Annotated in this window: 17 protein-coding genes; 12 read left to right on the forward strand and 5 right to left on the reverse strand. The window is 66.5% G+C overall.

Features of this window, described 5'->3' with window-relative positions:
- Nucleotides 1–5: 5 nt before the first annotated feature.
- Nucleotides 6–3,239, forward strand: a complete 3,234-nt coding sequence (locus CCUG20998_RS09325; protein WP_020728362.1) for an acetyl-CoA carboxylase family protein — start codon at nt 6–8, stop codon at nt 3,237–3,239.
- A gap of 16 nt (nt 3,240–3,255) precedes the next feature.
- Here CCUG20998_RS09325 and CCUG20998_RS09330 read toward each other — a convergent pair whose 3' ends face one another.
- Nucleotides 3,256–3,585, reverse strand: a complete 330-nt coding sequence (locus tag CCUG20998_RS09330) for a PE-PGRS family protein (RefSeq protein ID WP_172607273.1) — start codon at nt 3,583–3,585, stop codon at nt 3,256–3,258.
- 142 nt (nt 3,586–3,727) lie between these two features.
- Between CCUG20998_RS09330 and CCUG20998_RS09335 the strand changes: the two genes are divergently transcribed.
- From CCUG20998_RS09335 to CCUG20998_RS09345, 3 genes are read left to right on the forward strand one after another with little or no spacing between them, the layout of a single operon-like run.
- A complete protein-coding gene (locus CCUG20998_RS09335) occupies nt 3,728–4,510 on the forward strand; it encodes an SDR family oxidoreductase (protein ID WP_012393743.1) in 783 nt (260 codons plus the stop codon).
- Nucleotides 4,507–5,700, forward strand: coding sequence for an acyl-CoA dehydrogenase family protein (locus CCUG20998_RS09340; protein ID WP_020724787.1), 1,194 nt, complete (start codon nt 4,507–4,509; stop codon nt 5,698–5,700). The genes CCUG20998_RS09335 and CCUG20998_RS09340 overlap by 4 nt, the downstream gene beginning before the upstream one ends.
- A complete protein-coding gene (locus CCUG20998_RS09345) occupies nt 5,697–6,800 on the forward strand; it encodes an acyl-CoA dehydrogenase family protein (RefSeq protein ID WP_020728364.1) in 1,104 nt (367 codons plus the stop codon). The genes CCUG20998_RS09340 and CCUG20998_RS09345 overlap by 4 nt, the downstream gene beginning before the upstream one ends.
- Before the next feature lie 22 nt (nt 6,801–6,822).
- On the opposite strand, the gene CCUG20998_RS09350 is transcribed toward CCUG20998_RS09345, so the two are convergent.
- Complete coding sequence (locus CCUG20998_RS09350) at nt 6,823–7,563, reverse strand: alpha/beta fold hydrolase (protein WP_038579293.1); 741 nt, start codon at nt 7,561–7,563, stop codon at nt 6,823–6,825.
- 98 nt (nt 7,564–7,661) lie between these two features.
- On the opposite strand from CCUG20998_RS09350, the gene CCUG20998_RS09355 reads away from it, so the two are divergent.
- The 8 genes from CCUG20998_RS09355 to CCUG20998_RS09390 all read left to right on the forward strand — a co-directional run bounded on the left by CCUG20998_RS09355 (nt 7,662) and on the right by CCUG20998_RS09390 (nt 16,193).
- A complete protein-coding gene (locus CCUG20998_RS09355; protein ID WP_020728367.1) occupies nt 7,662–8,462 on the forward strand; it encodes a thymidylate synthase in 801 nt (266 codons plus the stop codon).
- 7 nt (nt 8,463–8,469) lie between these two features.
- Complete coding sequence (locus tag CCUG20998_RS09360) at nt 8,470–8,967, forward strand: dihydrofolate reductase (protein WP_020728368.1); 498 nt, start codon at nt 8,470–8,472, stop codon at nt 8,965–8,967.
- Nucleotides 8,964–10,178 carry a winged helix-turn-helix domain-containing protein gene (locus CCUG20998_RS09365; RefSeq protein ID WP_020728369.1) on the forward strand — a complete coding sequence of 405 codons (1,215 nt, stop codon included), beginning with the start codon at nt 8,964–8,966 and terminating at the stop codon, nt 10,176–10,178. The genes CCUG20998_RS09360 and CCUG20998_RS09365 overlap by 4 nt, the downstream gene beginning before the upstream one ends.
- The gene (locus CCUG20998_RS09370; protein ID WP_020728370.1) at nt 10,178–11,632 is read left to right on the forward strand and encodes a class I SAM-dependent DNA methyltransferase; all 1,455 of its coding nucleotides are present in this window, start codon (nt 10,178–10,180) and stop codon (nt 11,630–11,632) included. The genes CCUG20998_RS09365 and CCUG20998_RS09370 overlap by 1 nt, the downstream gene beginning before the upstream one ends.
- Nucleotides 11,623–12,714 carry a restriction endonuclease subunit S gene (locus CCUG20998_RS09375; RefSeq protein ID WP_020728371.1) on the forward strand — a complete coding sequence of 364 codons (1,092 nt, stop codon included), beginning with the start codon at nt 11,623–11,625 and terminating at the stop codon, nt 12,712–12,714. Before CCUG20998_RS09370 ends, CCUG20998_RS09375 begins: the two co-directional genes overlap by 10 nt.
- 10 nt (nt 12,715–12,724) lie before the next feature.
- The gene (gene thyX / locus CCUG20998_RS09380) at nt 12,725–13,477 is read left to right on the forward strand and encodes an FAD-dependent thymidylate synthase (RefSeq protein WP_012393751.1); all 753 of its coding nucleotides are present in this window, start codon (nt 12,725–12,727) and stop codon (nt 13,475–13,477) included.
- A 117-nt stretch (nt 13,478–13,594) separates the two neighbouring features.
- Entirely contained in the window at nt 13,595–14,497 is a 903-nt protein-coding gene (gene dapA, locus CCUG20998_RS09385) for a 4-hydroxy-tetrahydrodipicolinate synthase (protein WP_020728372.1), read from the forward strand.
- A 19-nt stretch (nt 14,498–14,516) separates the two neighbouring features.
- A complete protein-coding gene (locus CCUG20998_RS09390; RefSeq protein ID WP_012393752.1) occupies nt 14,517–16,193 on the forward strand; it encodes a ribonuclease J in 1,677 nt (558 codons plus the stop codon).
- Between the two features lie 23 nt (nt 16,194–16,216).
- Here the strand turns inward: CCUG20998_RS09390 and CCUG20998_RS09395 are convergent, their stop codons facing one another.
- The 3 genes from CCUG20998_RS09395 to CCUG20998_RS09405 are packed head-to-tail and all read right to left on the reverse strand — an operon-like array spanning nt 16,217 to nt 18,240.
- Entirely contained in the window at nt 16,217–17,089 is an 873-nt protein-coding gene (locus tag CCUG20998_RS09395; protein WP_015355302.1) for an SAM-dependent methyltransferase, read from the reverse strand.
- A gap of 3 nt (nt 17,090–17,092) precedes the next feature.
- Nucleotides 17,093–17,926, reverse strand: a complete 834-nt coding sequence (locus CCUG20998_RS09400; protein WP_036455461.1) for a mycofactocin-coupled SDR family oxidoreductase — start codon at nt 17,924–17,926, stop codon at nt 17,093–17,095.
- Complete coding sequence (locus tag CCUG20998_RS09405) at nt 17,926–18,240, reverse strand: putative quinol monooxygenase (RefSeq protein WP_020724793.1); 315 nt, start codon at nt 18,238–18,240, stop codon at nt 17,926–17,928. Before CCUG20998_RS09405 ends, CCUG20998_RS09400 begins: the two co-directional genes overlap by 1 nt.
- Between the last annotated feature and the right edge of the window lie 129 nt (nt 18,241–18,369).

Consider the following 18,369-nt stretch of genomic DNA (forward strand, 5'->3'; position numbering starts at 1 on the left):
GACTCATGACTCTGCTAATCGCGAACCGCGGTGAGATTGCGCTGCGAATCATCCGCACGGCAAATGAATTGGGAATCGCGACGGTGGCGGTGTATGCCGAAGACGACGCCGAGACCCCACACGTGCACGCTGCCGATGAGGCGATCGGTTTGCCTGGCAAGGGCGCATCCGCCTACCTGGACCGAGCGGCGATCCTCGCGGCGGCCGCGAAGGCCGGGGCCCGCCTGATCCATCCCGGCTACGGATTTCTCAGCGAGAACTCCGAATTTGTGTGGGCCTGCACGGCCGCGGGATACACGTTTGTCGGGCCGGACGCCGACGTACTGGACCTGGTGGGCAACAAGGCCTCTGCCCGTGGCGTCGCGACTGCCGCCGGAGTGCCGGTATTGGCCGCGACCGAAGGGCCGAGCAGCGTCGAGGACGTCCGTGCCTTCTTCGCTGACCAGGATGGCGGCATCATGATCAAGGCGCTGGCCGGCGGTGGAGGCCGCGGAATGCGCAAGGTCGAGTGCGGTGACCAGATCGACAACGCATACCGGCAGTGCGCGGCCGAAGCGCAACTCGGATTCGGCAGTCCCGCGCTGTTCGCTGAGGCGTTGCTGCACAACGCGCGCCACATCGAGGTCCAGGTGGTCGCCGCCCCCGTCGGGCACCAAACACGTGCCCTGGCTCTTGGGGACCGGGACTGCAGTATCCAGCGGCGCTACCAGAAGCTGGTTGAAATAGCGCCAGCCCAGCAACTTTCGGACCTGCTGCGGCGTCAGCTGCATCAGGCCGCCGCGCGGTTGTGCGCCAGGGTAGGCCTGCGCGGGGTCGCCACGGTCGAATTCTTGGTTGCGGGGGACAAGTTCGTTTTTCTCGAGATCAATCCGCGAATTCAGGTGGAACACACCATCACCGAAGAGGTCACCGGGGTGGACCTGGTGGCCGCACAGTTGGCGATCGCCGGCGGCGCCTCCTACTACGAACTGGGTCATCAGCTCGGACTACCCGCCGGTATCGCCTCTGACGGCAGTGAAGTCATCGGCGAGCCCGCCGTGCGCCGCGGGATCGCCATCCAGACCCGGATCAACATGGAGACCCTCGCCGCTGACGGCTCGGTCTCGCCCGCTACCGGCACCCTGAACGTGTTCTCGCCGCCAAGCGGTCCGGGCGTGCGGGTCGATACCTATGGCCGGACAGGCCTGGTCCCCAGCCCGCTCTACGACTCGCTGCTGGCCAAGGTGATCACCCACGTACACGGTTCTTCGTTTCCGGCAGCGTTGCGCAAGGCCCGGACCGTGTTGTCCGATTTCAGCATTGAGGGCATCGCGACCAACGCCGGTCTGTTGCGAGAAGTGCTCTCGGATGACCGTCTTGTGTCCGGAGTGGTGCCGACGACCTTCCTCGACGAGATACTCCCGGCGCTGGTAGAGGAGGCGCAGTCACAGCAGCGCGAGGTCCGTGTGGTGGCCCTCGAGTTGTACCCCGGTGAACAGGCGTTGCGCGCCCAAATGGCGGGCACCGTCGTCGAGGTTCCGCCCGAGGGCGTCGATATCGGCGCCGGTGACCAACTGGTGGTTCTGGAAGCGATGAAAATGCAGCATGTGCTGGCGGCGCCGGATCGGCTTCACACGGTCCGGATACTGGTGACGCCCGGTCAGGTCGTTGCGACGGGCGACCCGCTAGTAGTCTTCAGCCGTACCGATGCTGGAGAAGACGTCGAATCATCTTTGGCGGCAGTCGATCTGGATCGCTCGCGGGCCGATCTCGAGGAGGTCCGGGCGCGCCACCGGCTGGCTCTGGACGAGGGCAGGGAACTCGCCGTCGGCAAGCGGCACAAGCAAGGCCGACGCACGGCGCGGGAGAACATCGCCGACCTGGTGGATGCCGGAAGCTTCGTCGAATACGGTGCACTGGCGATCGCGGCGCAACGCAGCCGGCGCTCCGAGGGAGACCTGATCGTGAGCACTCCGGCCGACGGCCTGGTGGCCGGGCTGGCAACCATCGGGGCGGATCGCTTCGGAAACAACGCCGCCGAGGCGGTGGTGGTGTCCTATGACTACACCGTGCTGGCCGGAACCCAAGGCATGCGCAACCACGCCAAGACCGATCGTGTCTTCGGACTGGCCGCTCGAAAACGGATTCCGGTCGTGCTGTTTGCCGAGGGCGGTGGTGGCCGGCCGGGGGACACCGACCTCGGCAACATTTCCGGACTCGATGTGCCGACCTTCCGCATGCTGGCCGGACTCAGCGGGCGGGTGCCGTTGGTGTCGATCGTTTCCGGCCGCTGCTTCGCCGGCAATGCCGCACTCGCCGGAGTATGCGACGTGATCATTGCGACCCCGGACGCCAACATCGGGATGGGTGGTCCCGCAATGATCGAGGGCGGTGGGCTCGGGGTGTACCCCCCGGAGGCGATCGGCCCGATCGACGTTCAACGACGAAACGGCGTGGTAAGTCTGGTCGCCCGCGACGAAGCCCATGCGGTGTCGCTTGCCAAACGGTATCTCGGCTACTTCCAGGGCAAGGTCGAGGGTTGGCAGGCGCCGGATCCGCGGTTGGCCCGCCAGGTGGTGCCGGAGAATCGGTTGCGCGCCTACGATGTTCACCGTGCGATCGAGTCCATTGTGGACGTCGGTTCGGTATTGGAGTTGCGCGCCGACTATGGGGTGGGCATCGTCACCGCACTCGTTCGGATCGAGGGTGTTGCCTACGGGTTGATCGCCAATAGCAGTCACCACCTCGGTGGTGCCATCGATGCCGAAGCATCGGACAAGGCGACCGACTTCCTCATGCTCTGCGAATCGTTTCGGTTGCCGGTGATCTCACTGTGTGACACGCCCGGGTTCATGGTTGGGCCAGACGCGGAAACGCAAGCCTCGGTCCGCCGGTTCGGCCGGATGTTTCTGGCCGGCGCACGGTTGACGGTGCCGCTCGGAATGATCATCTTGCGCAAGGGATATGGGCTGGGAGCCATGGCGATGGCCGGCGGCTCCTTTCATGCCCCCGAATTCACCATCGCCTGGCCCACCGGGGAGATCGGCGGCATGGGCTTGGAAGGGGCGGTCCGCCTTGGCTTTAGTAAAGAACTCGCGGCGGCCGCCGACGACATCGAGCGCCAAGAACTCTTCGATCGTCTTGTTCAGGCCGCCTACCAACACGGCAAAGCGCTACGGTCGGCCACCACATTCGAACTGGATGACGTGATAGACCCGGCAGAGTCCCGGGCCTGGATCACCAGACTGCCGGGACGCTGACGGTTCGCGCGGCTAGTTATCCGTGGCCGGAGCCGCAACCGACGCCGGGGATGCAGCCCTGGCCGCCCGGCACGCCACCGGGTCCGGAGAACTGGCCTCCGGAGCCGCAACCGACGCCGGGGATGCAGCCTTGGCCGCCCGGTCCGCCGCCGGGGCCACCGTTGACCCCTCCGGATCCGCAGTTGCCGTTGCTGTCGCAGCCGCTGCCGCCGGGCTGTTCGGTGGCGAGGAAAGTGATTGCTGTGGTGGTCGCTGCCGGGCCGGCCGCCGCGACGGCATCGGCTGTGACAACCGGTGCTGCGGCGATCGCAGTAGCGACAGCCCCAGCCACCACCAGTGGTTTGATGAGGTGTGATTTCGCTAACATCCTTATCGCATACCACGCGCGCGCCTGCCCGAAACATGGCAGCAGGGATTGAGTGCAACAGGTGCCCGTCAACGATGTTATTGACTGAGTCCGGCTCACCGACAACCGAAGGCACACCACGATGACCTCACTGGATCTGACCGGCCGCACCGCGATAATCACCGGAGCCTCAAGGGGTATCGGGTTGGCCATCGCACAACGTCTCGCCGGCGCGGGCGCCAACGTGGTGCTCACCGCGCGCAAGCAGGAGTCCGCCGACGCCGCCGCCGCTGAGGTGGGTGAGCGGGCGGTGGGCGTCGGCGCTCACGCGGTCGATGAGGAGGCCGCGCGAGGGTGCGTCGACCTCGCGCTCGAGCGCTTCGGCAGCGTGGACATCCTGATCAACAACGCGGGAACCAACCCGGCCTACGGTCCGCTGATCGAGCAGGACCATGCCCGGTTCACCAAGATTTTCGATGTCAACCTGTGGGCCCCGCTGATGTGGACCTCGCTGGTGGTCAAGGCCTGGATGGGCGAACACGGCGGCGTCGTGATCAATACCGCCTCGATCGGCGGAATGCACCAATCGCCGGCCATGGGGATGTACAACGCCACCAAGGCCGCCCTGATCCATGTGACCAAGCAGCTCGCGCTGGAACTTTCACCGCGGGTGCGCGTCAATGCGATCTGCCCCGGTGTGGTGCGCACCAAGCTCGCCGAAGCGCTGTGGAAAGACCACGAGGACCCGCTGGCGGCCAACATCGCGCTCGGACGGATCGGGGAACCGGTGGATGTCGCCGAAGCCGTCGGCTTTTTGGTGTCGGACGCGGCGAGCTGGATCACCGGCGAGACCATGGTGATTGACGGCGGTCTGCTGCTCGGCAGCGCGGCGGGTTTCCAGTCCCGGCCGGGCAGCGCCTCGTGACGGCCGCCGACGACCTGCAATCGCGGGTCCAGACTCTGCTCGACGCGCACCCCCCGGCCACCAGTGACCCGCGCGAGTTTCTCGGTGCACGATTTGACGCCGGGCTGGCCTGGGTGCATTTTCCGGTCGGGTTCGGCGGGCTCGACCTGCCGCACACCTACCAGGCGCAGGTCGACAAGCAGCTGGCCGCCGCCGGTGCACCGCCGGCCGGCGGCGGGCGAAACATCATCGGCATCGGCATGGCGGCACCGACCATTGCCGCGTTCGGCACCGCGGAGCAGAAACAGAAGTTCTTGCGCCCGTTGTTCACCGGAGAGCATCTCTACTGCCAGTTGTTCAGCGAGCCCGGGGCCGGATCCGACTTGGCCGCCGCGGCAACCCGCGCCGTTCGCGATCCACACCGCCCCCAGGACTGGATTGTCAACGGGCAAAAGGTATGGACGTCGATGGCGCAACATGCGCAAATGGCGATCCTGGTCGCGCGAACCGACCCCGACGTGCCCAAACACGCCGGTCTGACCTATTTCCTGTGCGACATGACCCAACCGGGGATCGACATCCGGCCACTGCGCCAGATCACCGGCGAAGCGGAGTTCAACGAGGTGTTCCTGACTGACATCCGGGTGCCCGACGCGAACCGGCTTGGTCCCGAAGGCGGTGGCTGGCGGGTGGCGACCACCACTCTCAACAACGAGCGCGTCGCTATCGGCTCCCGAACCGGTGTCCCGCGGGAGGGCGGCATGATCGGCAAGGTCACCGAAGCGTGGCGCGCCGAACCGGCACTGCGCAACCCGGCGATGCACGACGACATGATGCGGCTGTGGGTCGAGGCGGAGGTGCTGCGGCTGGCCGGTGAACGGCTGCGCCAGCAGGCCGCCTCGGGTCAGCCCGGGCCGGAGGGGGCGGGCATGAAGGTGGCGTTTGCCCGGCTCGCGCAACAGATCTCGGGCTTCGAACTGGAATTACACCCCGAATCCGGTCTGCAGTACGACGACTGGACGCTGCGCAGACCCGACACGGTTGATCTCACCGGACGCGGGCCCGGTTACCGCTACCTGCGGGCTCGCGGTAACTCGATCGAGGGAGGCACCTCAGAAATCCTGCGCAACACCATCTCCGAGCGGGTCCTGGGATTGCCCGGCGAACACCGCGTGGACAAGACCCTCGCCTGGAAGGACCTGGACCGATGAGCACCGGGGACTTGCTGTACTCCGACACCGAGGAGGCGCTGCGGGCCAGCGTTGGGCAGTTGTTCGCCGAGCGCTGCCCACCCGAATCGGTGGTGGCCGCCTACGACTCGCCTCCGGCGGATTTCGCCAAGCTGTGGCGCACGCTGGCCGCCGAGCTCGGGGTCGCGGGTTTGCTGGTGCCCGAGTCCCTTGGTGGGGCCGGCGCCAGCGCGCGCGAGGCGGCGGTAGTCATGGAGGAAGTCGGCCGGGCGGTAGCGCCGGTCCCGTTCCTGTCCAGTGCGGTACTGGGCACCGTCGCGTTGCTGCATTCCGGGGAGACCGAGACCCTCTCGGAGCTGGCGCAGGGTGAGCTCACCGCGGCCCTGGTGGTGCCGTTGGCCACGGCGCCGGGTGACCCCGTTGCCGGGGTGAGTCGTGGCAGCGCCGGGCTGTCCGGGCGAGTCTGCGGCGTGGCGGGTGCCCGGGAGGCCGACGTGCTGGTGGTGCCGGTCGCCGGGGCCGACGGAGTGGAACTGCATACGGTGCGCGCCAATGCGCCCGGCGTCGAGATAGTGCCGTTGCTGGCCTTCGATATGACCAGACCCCTTGCCGACGTTGTGTTTTCGGGGGCCGCGTCCGCACCGGTCGGTCTCGGCTCGGCGGAGGCCGCGCTGGCTGAGGCGTTGCAGACAGGTGCCGCGCTGCTGGCCTCCGAGCAGCTCGGGATTGCGCAGTGGTGCTTTGACACCACGCTGGCTTACACGAAGCAGCGCAAACAGTTCGGCCGTGCCATCGGTTCCTATCAAGCGATCAAACACCGGCTGGCGGACCTGTGGCTGGAAGTCGGCTCAGCGCGGGCCGCGGCCCGCTACGGCGCCGACACCTGTGCTCGCGGTGATGAGGACGCGGCGATTGCGGCGGCGATCGCCGCGGCCTACTGCGGTGATGTCGCGGTGCACGCCGCCGAGGAGTGTGTGCAACTACATGGCGGCATCGGGATGACCTGGGAATATCCGGCCCATCTCTACCTGAAGCGAGCCAAGAGTGACCAGTTGGCGCTCGGCACCGCGTATCGCCACCGCGGTCGACTGGCCAAGCTGGTCAACCTCCCGGTGAGCTGAATCCTGCGGCGGGGCCGGGGGCCTAGCGGGACAGCGTCGCGGCGAACAGGTCGGTCATCGCGGTCCAGTGCCGCTGCGCGCAGGCTTCGTCGTAGGGCGGGTTATCGGGAACCGCGAACCCGTGCGCGCCCGGGTACCACTCGATGGTGTGCTCGACACCCGCAGCCGTCAGCGCCTTCGCCAATTGTTCGGCGTGGTCGGTGGTGAACGACGGGTCGTTTTGGGCGCCGCCCACATACAGCCTGGCGGTCATCCGGTCGGCCAACAGATGCGGGCTGTCGGGATTGTCGGTCACCAGGCCACCGCCGTGAAAGGACGCCGCGGCGGCCACCCGGTCCGGCTGCCGGCCGGCCAGCAGCACCGAGATCCGCCCACCCATGCAGTAGCCGCATACACCGAAACGCTCGCCGCTCACCTGCGGGCGAGTGGCCAGGTAGTCGAAGTATGCGCCCGCGTCGCGGGTGACCCGGTCCGGCGTCAGGGTTCCGAGCATGAACATGAGTCGAGCGCGCTCGTCCGCGTCGCCGAACACCGTTTCCATGGCGAACGGCGTCCAATCGCCCTCGCGGTAGTACACATCGGGCAGCAGCACGACGTAGCCGTGGCCGGCCAATGTGGCCGCCATCTGCTCGAAGGTCTCGCGCACCCCGCCGGCGTCGGGAAACATGATCACGCCTGGCCAGGGACCCGGGCCGGCAGGAGTGAACAAACGGACCGGGCAGGTGCCGTCGGGAGTGGAGACGCTGTCACTGATTATCGGCATGGCACCCGTTCTACTCCTGGTAGATCGCCCGAGCTTCGGCGGCGCCGTCGCGCCGTGCCTGGCTTCGTTGGGCTCGCGATCACCGCTAAGCTGACCGCGTGCCGATCGCGACGCCTTACGAGGATCTGTTGCGCAGGGTGCTCGAAACGGGCACCGCCAAATCCGACCGCACCGGCACCGGGACCCGCAGCCTGTTCGGCCAGCAGATCCGGTACGACCTCGGTTGCGGTTTCCCCTTGCTGACCACCAAGAAGGTGCACTTCAAGTCGGTCGTTTATGAGTTGCTGTGGTTTCTGCGCGGCGACTCCAACGTGGGCTGGTTGCAGCAGCACGGTGTGACCATCTGGGACGAATGGGCCGGCGAAACAGGCGATCTCGGCCCAATCTACGGAGTTCAGTGGCGATCCTGGCCGACTCCGTCGGGTGAGCACATCGACCAGATCAGTGCCGCATTGGAACTGCTGCGTACCGACCCCGATTCGCGGCGCATCATCGTGTCGGCCTGGAATGTCGGCCAGATCCCGCAAATGGCGCTGCCGCCGTGTCACGCCTTCTTCCAGTTCTACGTCGCCGACGGCCGCCTGAGCTGCCAGCTGTATCAGCGCAGTGCCGACCTGTTTCTGGGGGTGCCCTTCAACATCGCCAGCTACGCCCTGCTCACCCACATGATGGCCGCTCAGGCCGGTCTTTCGGTCGGCGAGTTCATCTGGACTGGCGGCGATTGCCACATCTATGACAACCACGTCGAACAGGTCGCCGAGCAACTGCGTCGCGAGCCCCGGCCCTATCCGAAACTAAGCTTGTCGCAACGGGATTCGATCTTCGACTACACTTACGAGGACGTCGTCGTGCAGGATTATGATCCCCATCCCGCGATCAAAGCTCCCGTCGCTGTATGAGGCGCAGATGACGTCGGTGGGCCTGATCTGGGCTCAGTCCACCTCCGGGGTCATCGGCCGTGATGGCGGCATCCCGTGGCGACTGCCCGAGGATCTCGCGCACTTCAAACGGCTCACCATGGGGCACGCCGTGGTGATGGGCCGCCGGACCTGGGACTCCCTGCCCGCCGCCAACCGGCCACTGCCGGGCCGGCGAAATGTCGTAGTGACCCGCCAGACTGGTCTGGTGGCGCACGGAGCGCAGGTGGTGGGTTCCCTCGAGCAGGCGTTGTGTCCGGCCGAGCCGGATGCCGAGACATGGGTGATCGGTGGTGCCCAGATCTACGCGCTGGCGCTGCCCCTGGCGAACAGGTGTGAAGTCACCGAGGTCGACGTCGACTTACCGCCCGAGGACGAGGACGCCCTGGCCCCCGTGCTCGACCAGACCTGGGCTGGCACCTCGGGGGAGTGGCTGGTCAGCCGCTCGGGACTGCGATACCGGATGCACAGCTACCGCCGACTATGAGCACCTTGACCGTTGCCCAGGCCCGCCGGGTGGCGGTCGCCGCACAGGGGTTCGCCGAACCCAAGCCGGCCGGCCGGATCAACAAGGCACACCTGAGGCGGCTGATCTCCCGGATCCAGGTGCTGCAGCTGGATTCGGTGTCGGTGGCGGTGCGCGCCCACTACGCGCCGGTGTTCAGTCGGCTCGGGCCCTACGACCGGGAGGTGCTCGACCGGGTCGCGTGGGGCCCGCCCTCGTCGCGGCTGCTCGCCGAATACTGGGCGCACGAGGCCGCGCTGATGGCCGTCGATGACTGGCCGTTGCTGCGCTGGCGGATGCGGCAGTACCGGCACGGCAGGTGGGGCACCGAGATCGTCAAGGCCAACCCGCGCCTGGTGGACGACGTCGTTGCCGCCGTTGCCGAACTCGGCCCGTCCAGCGCGGGACAGATCGAAGCTCACCTGGCAGCGGAGCCGCGCGGGGGCAAGGGGCCCTGGTGGAATCGCAGCGACACCAAATGGGTTGCCGAGGCGTTGTTCGCGTCCGGCGTGCTCACCACCGCCACCCGGTTGGGCTTCGCTCGTCACTACGACCTGGTGGAAAGGGTGTTGCCGCCCGAAGTGCTGGCCCGGCAGGTCGACGATGACGAGGCGGTTCGCGAACTCATATTGCGGGCGGCCTCCGCGCTGGGGGTGGGGACCGAGGCCGACATCCGCGACTACTTCCGGCTGTCCGCGCAGCAGGTTAAGCCCGCGCTCGCCGATCTGGTAGCCGCCGGTGAGGTCGAGCCGGTGCAGGTGCAGGGTTGGTCGGCCCCGGCATATCTGCGGGCGGGCCGATCCCTGCCACGACGTGATCGCGGCACCGCACTGTTGTGTCCGTTTGACCCGCTGATCTTTTTCCGGCCCCGGGTGCAGCGCCTGTTCGACTTTCACTACCGCATCGAGATCTACACCCCGGCCGCCCAACGCCAATACGGCTACTACGTCTGGCCGCTGCTGCTGGACGGGCAGCTGGTGGGACGGGTGGACCTCAAGGCCGACCGTTCCACCGACACCCTGCTGGTGGTGGGCGCGTTCGCCGAACCCGACGCATCGGGGCCGCGGGTCGCCGCGGCACTCGCCGGTGAGTTGGCGTCGATGGCGCCGTGGCTGGGATTGAGCGGGATCAGCGTGTCCGGACGGGGTGATCTGGCCGGGGAGCTGGCGATCGCCGTCAGGCGGACCGGCTGATGGCACCGTCGACGATGAAAGAGCTCAAAGACACGCTCTGGAAAGGCGCCGAGAAGCTGCGCGGGTCCATTCCGGCCAGCCAGTACAAAGACGTCATTCTCGGCCTGGTCTTTCTCAAGTTCGTTTCCGATGCCCGAGACGAGCGCAAGCCATTCGTGGTGCCCCCGGCAGCGCGCTGGGAAGCGTTGGCCGGCAATGCGAAATCACCGGACATCGGCCAGCTCATCGACACGGCGATGCTGTCGGTAATGACGGCCAATCCGTCGCTGGCCGCGACCCTGCCGCAGCTGTATCACAAGGTCGATCAGCGGCGGCTCGGCGAACTGGTCGAGGTGCTCGGCGCGGCGCGATTCAGTGGCCGGCCAAGCCACCGCGCGCGTGACCTGATGGGTGAGGTGTACGAATACTTCCTCGGCAACTTCGCGCGCGCGGAGGGACGACGCGGCGGCGAATTCTTCACCCCACCCAGCGTCGTTCGAGTGATCGTGGAGATTCTCGAACCCTCGAGCGGTCGGATCTATGACCCGTGCTGCGGATCGGGCGGGATGTTCGTGCAAACCGAGCGCTTCATCTGCGCCCACGACGGGGACCCCGCGCAGATATCGATCTACGGTCAGGAGAGCGTCGAGCAGACCTGGCGGATGGCAAAGATGAACCTGGCCGTCCATGGGATCGATGATGCGGGCCTGGGCGCGCGTTGGGGCGACACCTTCGCCACCGACCAACACGACGGCGTGCCGATGGACTACGTGATGGCCAATCCGCCCTTCAACATCAAGGATTGGGCCCGCGACGAACAGGACCCGCGTTGGCGGTTCGGCACTCCGCCCGCCGCAAATGCGAATTTCGCCTGGATTCAGCACATCCTGTCCAAGCTCGCGCCGACAGGTCAGGCCGGGGTGGTGATGGCCAATGGCTCGATGTCATCGAAAACCAATGGAGAGGACAGGATTCGCGCTGGAATCATTGATGCAGACCTGGTCTCATGCATGGTCGCCCTGCCGACGCAGCTGTTTCGCAGTACCGGGATTCCGGTGTGTCTGTGGTTCTTCGCCAAGGACAAGAAAGCTCGTTCGGGCCAGGTGCTGTTCATCGACGCGCGCGGGCTCGGGAGCATGGTGGACCGCTGCGAGCGAACCCTGACCGATGACGACGTAGCCCGCATCGGCGATACCTATCACGGCTGGTTCGGATCCGCATCAGCCGTCGCGAAAGGTACTGTTTACCAGGATATTCCGGGATTTTGCAGGTCAGCATCGTTGGATGAAATCCGCGCCGAGGGGTACGTGCTCACGCCGGGGCGCTATGTGGGGACTGGAGCGTCCTGTGCTGACGGCGAACCGATCGGCGACAAACTCACAAGGTTGACCACCCAGTTGCTGGCCGCGCTGGATGAATCGACAAAACTGGACGAGGCGGTGCGTGCGCAGTTGGGGCGGGTGCGGTGGAGGTGAGGCTCGGCGAGCACCTCGAATTCCGCAGCGGCAGTTGCTCTCCGCCGCGACGCGCCCGGGGCCGGTTTCCCGTATACGGTGCGAACGGGCCGATCGGCTTCGCGGCCGAACACAACGTCAGCGGTCCGCTGATTGTGGTGGGGCGCGTTGGATCCTATTGCGGCAGTGTGCGCTACTGCGATTCCGATGTCTGGGTCACCGATAACGCCTACGTTTGCCGTGCCAATGACCCTGCGGAAACCCGGTACTGGTATTACGCACTGCAGACGTGCCGGCTCAATGAACACCGGGCGGGATCCGGACAGCCGTTGCTGAATCAGCGGACTCTTCGCGAGGTCTCGGTCCACGTTGCCCAAGCACCTGAGCGTCGGCGAATCGCCGAGGTGCTGGGCGCCCTGGACGACAAGATCGCCAACAACGAGCGGGTCATCGAGGCCGCCGAGGCCCTGATGGTCGCGATGGTCGGGTCGGTCGATGCGCGCGTCGCGCTGTCGGGCCTGGCGCGCCGGTCGACGAAGTTGGTCAATCCCGCTGACTTCGACGACGTTGTTGCCCATTTCAGCCTTCCCGCCTTTGATGCGGGGGCGCACGCCCGTCCGGTTGCCGGGGCATCGGTCAAAAGCGTCAAATTCCACTTGTCCGAACCCTGTGTGCTGTTCGCGAAACTGAACCCCCGAGTACCGCGAATCTGGAACGTGGTGCGCCTGCCGCCCCAGATGGCGCTGGCCAGCTGCGAGTTCGTCGTATTGAGCCCGCTCGGGGTGGATACCTCGGTGCTGTGGTCGGCGCTGCGTCAGCCCGAAGTCTCAACCTCACTGGCACAGCTGGTCGCCGGAACATCGGGAAGTCACCAGCGCATCGGGCCCAAAGACCTGCTCGACCTTCAGGTGCCAGACGTCCGGCGCTTGGGAGCCGCCCAGTCCGCGACGATCACCGATCTGGGCGCGTTGTGTCATGCCCGCCGTGGCCAGTGCGCGCAGCTGGCCGCGCTGCGCGACGCGCTGCTACCGGGATTGATCACCGGCGAGGTCGCCGTCAGTGGGGGAGAGCTCCTCCTCGCGTCGCCGCTCGGCACGCCTTAAGGTGAGCGCCGTGGCCGAGACTGCGCCGCTACGCGTACAGCTGATCGCCAAGACCGAGTTCTTGGCGCCCCCCGACGTGCCCTGGACCACCGACGCCGATGGAGGCGAGGCGCTGGTCGAGTTCGCCGGCCGCGCCTGCTACCAGAGCTGGTCCAAGCCCAACCCCAAGACCGCGACCAACGCCGGTTACCTGCGCCACATCATCGACGTCGGGCACTTTGCCGTGCTCGAGCACGCCAGTGTGTCGTTCTACATCAGCGGCATCTCGCGATCGTGCACCCACGAGCTGATCCGGCACCGCCACTTCTCCTACTCGCAGCTATCCCAGCGCTACGTGCCCGAAGGTGACTCGCGGGTCGTCGTGCCGCCGGGGTTGGAGGACGATCCCGAGCTGCGCGAAATCCTGATCGCCGCCGCCGACGCCAGCCGTGCCACCTACACCGAACTGCTGACCAAGCTGGAAGCCAGGTTCGCTGACCAGCCCAACGCCGTCCTGCGGCGCAAACAGGCTCGCCAGGCCGCTCGTGCCGTGCTCCCCAACGCGACCGAAACCCGGATCGTGGTCAGCGGTAATTACCGAGCGTGGAGGCACTTCATAGCCATGCGGGCCAGCGAGCATGCCGATGTGGAGATCCGGCGGCTGGCCATCGAGTGCCTGCGTCAGCTCGTCGCGGTGGCGCCAGCGGTGTTCGCCGACTTCGAGGTCACGACCCTGGCCGACGGCAGCGAGGTCGCCACCAGCCCGCTGGCCACCGAGGTCTGAGTCCGGCCCTGGCGCGAGCGTGCGTATCTGGGCAGCCTTCGCGGCGTGTCGGCGGACAAACACGCACGCTTGCGCCGGTGCAAAAAAGATTGCTGCCGCCAGGTAATCTTGGGAACCGTGAGCACCGTCGGATTCGACGTTCCCGCACGCCTGGGAACACTGCTGACCGCGATGGTGACACCATTCGGCTCCGACGGCGCCCTTGATCTTGCCGCGGCGGCGCGACTGGCTAATCACCTGGTGGACCAGGGGTGCGATGGACTGGTGGTTTCCGGTACCACCGGCGAGTCGCCCACCACCACCGACGACGAGAAGCGTGAGCTGCTCAGAGTCGTCTTGGAAGCGGTGGGCGACCGGGCTCGGGTGATTGCGGGGGCCGGCACCAATGACACCGCGCACAGCATTGGGCTGGCGAAGGCCGCTGCGGCCGAAGGCGCCCATGGTCTGTTGGTGGTGACCCCGTATTACTCCAAGCCGCCACAATCGGGGCTATTGGCGCACTTCACCGCGGTGGCCGATGCGACCGAGCTGCCCGTGCTGCTCTACGACATCCCCGGGCGGTCTGCGGTGCCGATCGAGTCCGAAACAATCCGCGCCCTGGCAAAGCACCCGAACATCGTCGGCGTCAAGGACGCCAAAGCGGACCTGCCCAGCGGTGCCCAGATCATGGCCGACACGGGACTGGCCTACTACTCCGGCGACGACGCCCTCAACCTGCCCTGGCTGGCCATGGGCGCCATCGGCTTCATCAGCGTGATCGGTCATCTGGCGGCTGGCCAGCTACGGGAGATGTTGTCGGCACTCAGTTCCGGGGACGTCGCCACCGCCCGCAAGATCAACGTCGCGGTCAGTCCGCTGTGCAACGCCATGACCCGACTGGGCGGGGTGACGCTGTCCAAGGCCGGCTTGCGGCTGCAAGGTATCGAGGTCGGTGACCCGAGGCTGCCGCAGGTCGCCGCCACCGCTGAGCAAATCGACGTGTTGGCCGCTGACATGCGCGCGGCCTCCGTGCTTCGGTGAATCCCAGGGTGAGTCGACGGTGAACGAAGAACTTCCCCCACCAGCGCCGTTGGCTTCCGGGGGGTTGCGGGTCACCGCGCTGGGCGGCATCAACGAAATCGGCCGCAACATGACGGTGTTCGAGCATCTGGGGCGGCTGCTGATCATCGACTGCGGCGTGCTGTTCCCGACCCACGACGAGCCGGGCGTCGATTTGATCCTGCCCGACCTGCGCCATATCGAGGACCGCCTGGACGACATCGAGGCGCTGGTGCTCACGCACGCGCACGAGGACCACATCGGGGCTATCCCGTTCTTGCTCAGGTTGCGTCCGGACATCCCCATCGTCGGATCCAAGTTCACCCTGGCGCTGGTTGCGGCCAAGTGCCGCGAATACCGGATCAAACCGGTGTTCGTCGAGGTCGCAGAGGGGCAGAGCAGTCGACACGGCGTGTTCGAGTGCGAATACTTCGCCGTCAACCACTCCGTGCCGGATGCCCTTGCGATCGCCGTCTACACCGGCGCGGGAACCGTGCTGCACACCGGTGATATCAAGCTTGATCAGCTGCCCCTCGACGGTCGCCCCACCGACTTGCCGGGCATGTCGCGCCTCGGCGATGCCGGTGTTGACCTGTTCCTGTGTGATTCGACCAACTCCGAGATCCCCGGTGTCGGGCCCTCCGAAAGTGAGGTGGGTCCCACCCTGCACCGGCTGATCAGGGGTGCCGACGGTCGGGTCATCGTGGCGTGTTTCGCCTCAAACGTCGACCGGGTGCAGCAGATCATCGACGCCGCGGTGGCACTGGGCCGGCGAGTTTCCTTCGTGGGGCGCTCCATGGTGCGCAACATGGGCATCGCCAGGGAACTGGGCTTTCTGCGGGTGGACGATTCCGATGTGATCGACATCGGTGCCGCCGAGATGATGCCGCCCGAACAGGTGTTGTTGATTACCACCGGCACCCAGGGCGAACCGATGTCGGCGTTGTCGCGGATGTCGCGCGGTGAGCACCGCAGCATCACGCTGACTGCCGGTGATCTCATCGTTTTGTCGTCGTCGCTGATCCCCGGCAACGAGGAAGCGGTTTTCGGCGTCATCGATTCGCTCTCCAAGATCGGCGCCAGGGTGGTCACCAACGCCCAAGCCCGGGTGCACGTTTCCGGCCATGCCTACGCCGGTGAGCTGTTGTTCCTGTACAACGGGGTGCGACCACGCAACGTCATGCCGGTGCACGGAACCTGGCGAATGCTTCGGGCCAACGCCAAGCTGGCCGCCAGCGCCGGGGTGGCGCCGGAGTCAATCCTGTTGGCGGAGAACGGGGTCAGCGTCGATCTGGTGGGGCGCAAGGCTTCGATCGCCGGTGCCGTCCCGGTTGGCAAGATGTTCGTCGACGGTTTGATCACCGGCGATGTCGGCGAAATCACCCTGGGCGAGCGGCTGATCCTGTCGTCGGGTTTTATCGCGGTGACCGTGGTCGTGCACCGGGGCACCGGGCGTCCCGCGGCTGTGCCGCATCTGCATTCGCGTGGATTCTCCGAAGACCCCAAGGCGCTGGAGCCCGCCGTGCGCAAGGTCGAAGCCGAGCTGGAATCTCTGGTTGCCGCCAACGTCACCGATCCGATCAGGATCGCGCAGGGGGTGCGCCGCACCGTCGGAAAATGGGTCGGTGAGACCTACCGCCGGCAGCCGATGATCGTGCCCACGGTCATCGAAGTCTGAGGACCGGCCGCTTCCGGCCCGGCTCAGAGTTTTTCGGCGTAGGCCGACCATTCGATCTGAGATGCGTTGAGCTTGCGGCCGGCCGGCTCGACATAGCGCTGGACGAGCTCGTCGGGCCCCGCCTGTTCCACCAGCCGCCAGCCGTATTCGGCAAGAAACTCGGGGACCTCGTCGGGCAGCAAGCCGAAATGCCACAGTTGACGCCGTTGGCGCACCGAGCGGTACAAGGTCCGGGTGCCGTAGCGATTGGTTCCGTCGATGAAGTCGCGGCGGACGTAGGTGAACACCAGGCGACTGCCCGGTGCCGCCGCGCGCAGCCCCTCCAGGGTCCGCCGGACGGTCTCTTCGGTGAGGTATTGGGTGACGCCCTCGCAGATGAAGAACACCCGGAAGTCGGTGAGGTAGCCATGTTCGGCCAATGCGGTGAGCAGGTCGTCATGCTCAAAGTCCAACGCCACCAGCCGAACCGACAACGGTAGTTCGCCCAGCACCCGTCGCACCGTCTTGGCCTTGCGAGCGATGTTGACCGGCAGATCCACCTCGAAGATCGGAATGCGCACCTTGCGGGTCAATCGGTAGGCGCGGGTGTCCAGCCCGGCGCCCAGAATCGCCACCGCATCGACGTCGTCGAGCGCCTCGCCAAGTTTGTCGCCGATGAATCGTTTGCGGCAGGTCAGATTGACCCAGAGCCCGCTGCCGGACCACTCCGACCAGCGGATGAAGAGGCGCCGAATGCCGGCCGGCCGGGTCGCGCTGACCAGCCACCGCAGCGGTCTGGGCAGGAACAGATCCGCCAGGTCGTCGTCGACCAGGCGGTGCTCGGCGGGCTCGTTCTGTTCGACAGCCGACAGCACCATCGGGCCGAAGGCGGTCTGCGCAGCGGGATTTCGGGTCATCAACTACCTCTTGTTCACACAGCCGGCATCCACCGGCAGGGCGACGCCGGTGATGTAACGGGCCTCGTCGGACACCAGCCAGGCCAGCGCACCGGCGATGTCATCGGCTTGCAGGATCTGCACCGGCAGCGCGTTGCCCGCGCCGGGGCCGGAGCCGGTCTCGGCGACCAGGTCGGCGAGCCAGCGCCGGATGAACTCGTTGTTGATCATCGGGGTATCCACCCCGGATGGGTGTAGCGAGTTGACCCGGATGCTGTGCGGTGCAAGCAGGTTCGCGTATACGCGCATCAACCCGACCAACGCGTGTTTGGAGGCGGCGTAGCCGATGGCGCCGGCGTCCGCGCTGCTGATGCCAACCAATCCGGCCGCCGAGCTGATCAGAACGATCGACCCGCCCCGGCCCTGTTCGATCATGGTCGGTATCGCGACCTCGACCGTGTAGTAGACGCCGCTGAGGTTGACGTCGATAACGTCACGCCAGCCGTCGTCGCCGGACTGCATCGGTGCGATACCGGCGTTGGCCACCACAATGTCGACCTGGCCCAATTCGTCGATCCCGGCTTGCAGCGCCGCGGCCAGTGCTTCCCGATCCCGGACGTCGGCCTGGCTGGCCACGATGCGGGCGCCGGTGTCCTCGACGAGCTTGACGGTGGTTGCCAATTCCTCGGCGGTGCCCAGCGGATACGGCACGCTGGCGATCTGGTCACACAGGTCGACCGCGATGACATCTGCGCCGTCGCGGGCCAGTCGAAGCGCATGCGCGCGACCCTGCCCGCGCGCCGCCCCGGTGATGAAGGCAACACGGCCGCTCAGTGGGCCGTCCAGTGGCCGGCTCATCACTGACGGAGTTGACCTTTGTCGGGATCTCCCGCGGGGATCGGCGCCAGCATCTTGATGTCCGGCGCCCCGGCCAGGTGTTCGCCGGCCGCGGTGAACATCTTGGCCACCGCGGGCGCGGTGCTATGGGCGGTCAGTGCCTCCGCGTCGGCCCACTGTTCGATGAAAACGAAGGTTTCGCCCGTTTGATGCAGCGAGTAGAGCTGGCAGCCGGGTTCGCCGTGCACCTCTTCGACCGCCGTGGTGAGGATGTCGCGGACGGCGTCGACCGACTCCGGCTTGACGGTCAGCGTGGCGACGACGACGACGGGCATGCTGGGACCTCCTGGGGAGACTGCGGCGGGTTTTTGGTGGTGTGACCGGGCATGACTTTGGTCACCTTTGGCCACCCTACTCAGGCCCGAAGATAACGAGGCGGGCACATGCTGGTGAAGCCTGCGTTA

The organism is Mycobacterium marinum, from assembly GCF_003391395.1.
GTDB classification, from domain to species: domain Bacteria; phylum Actinomycetota; class Actinomycetes; order Mycobacteriales; family Mycobacteriaceae; genus Mycobacterium; species Mycobacterium marinum.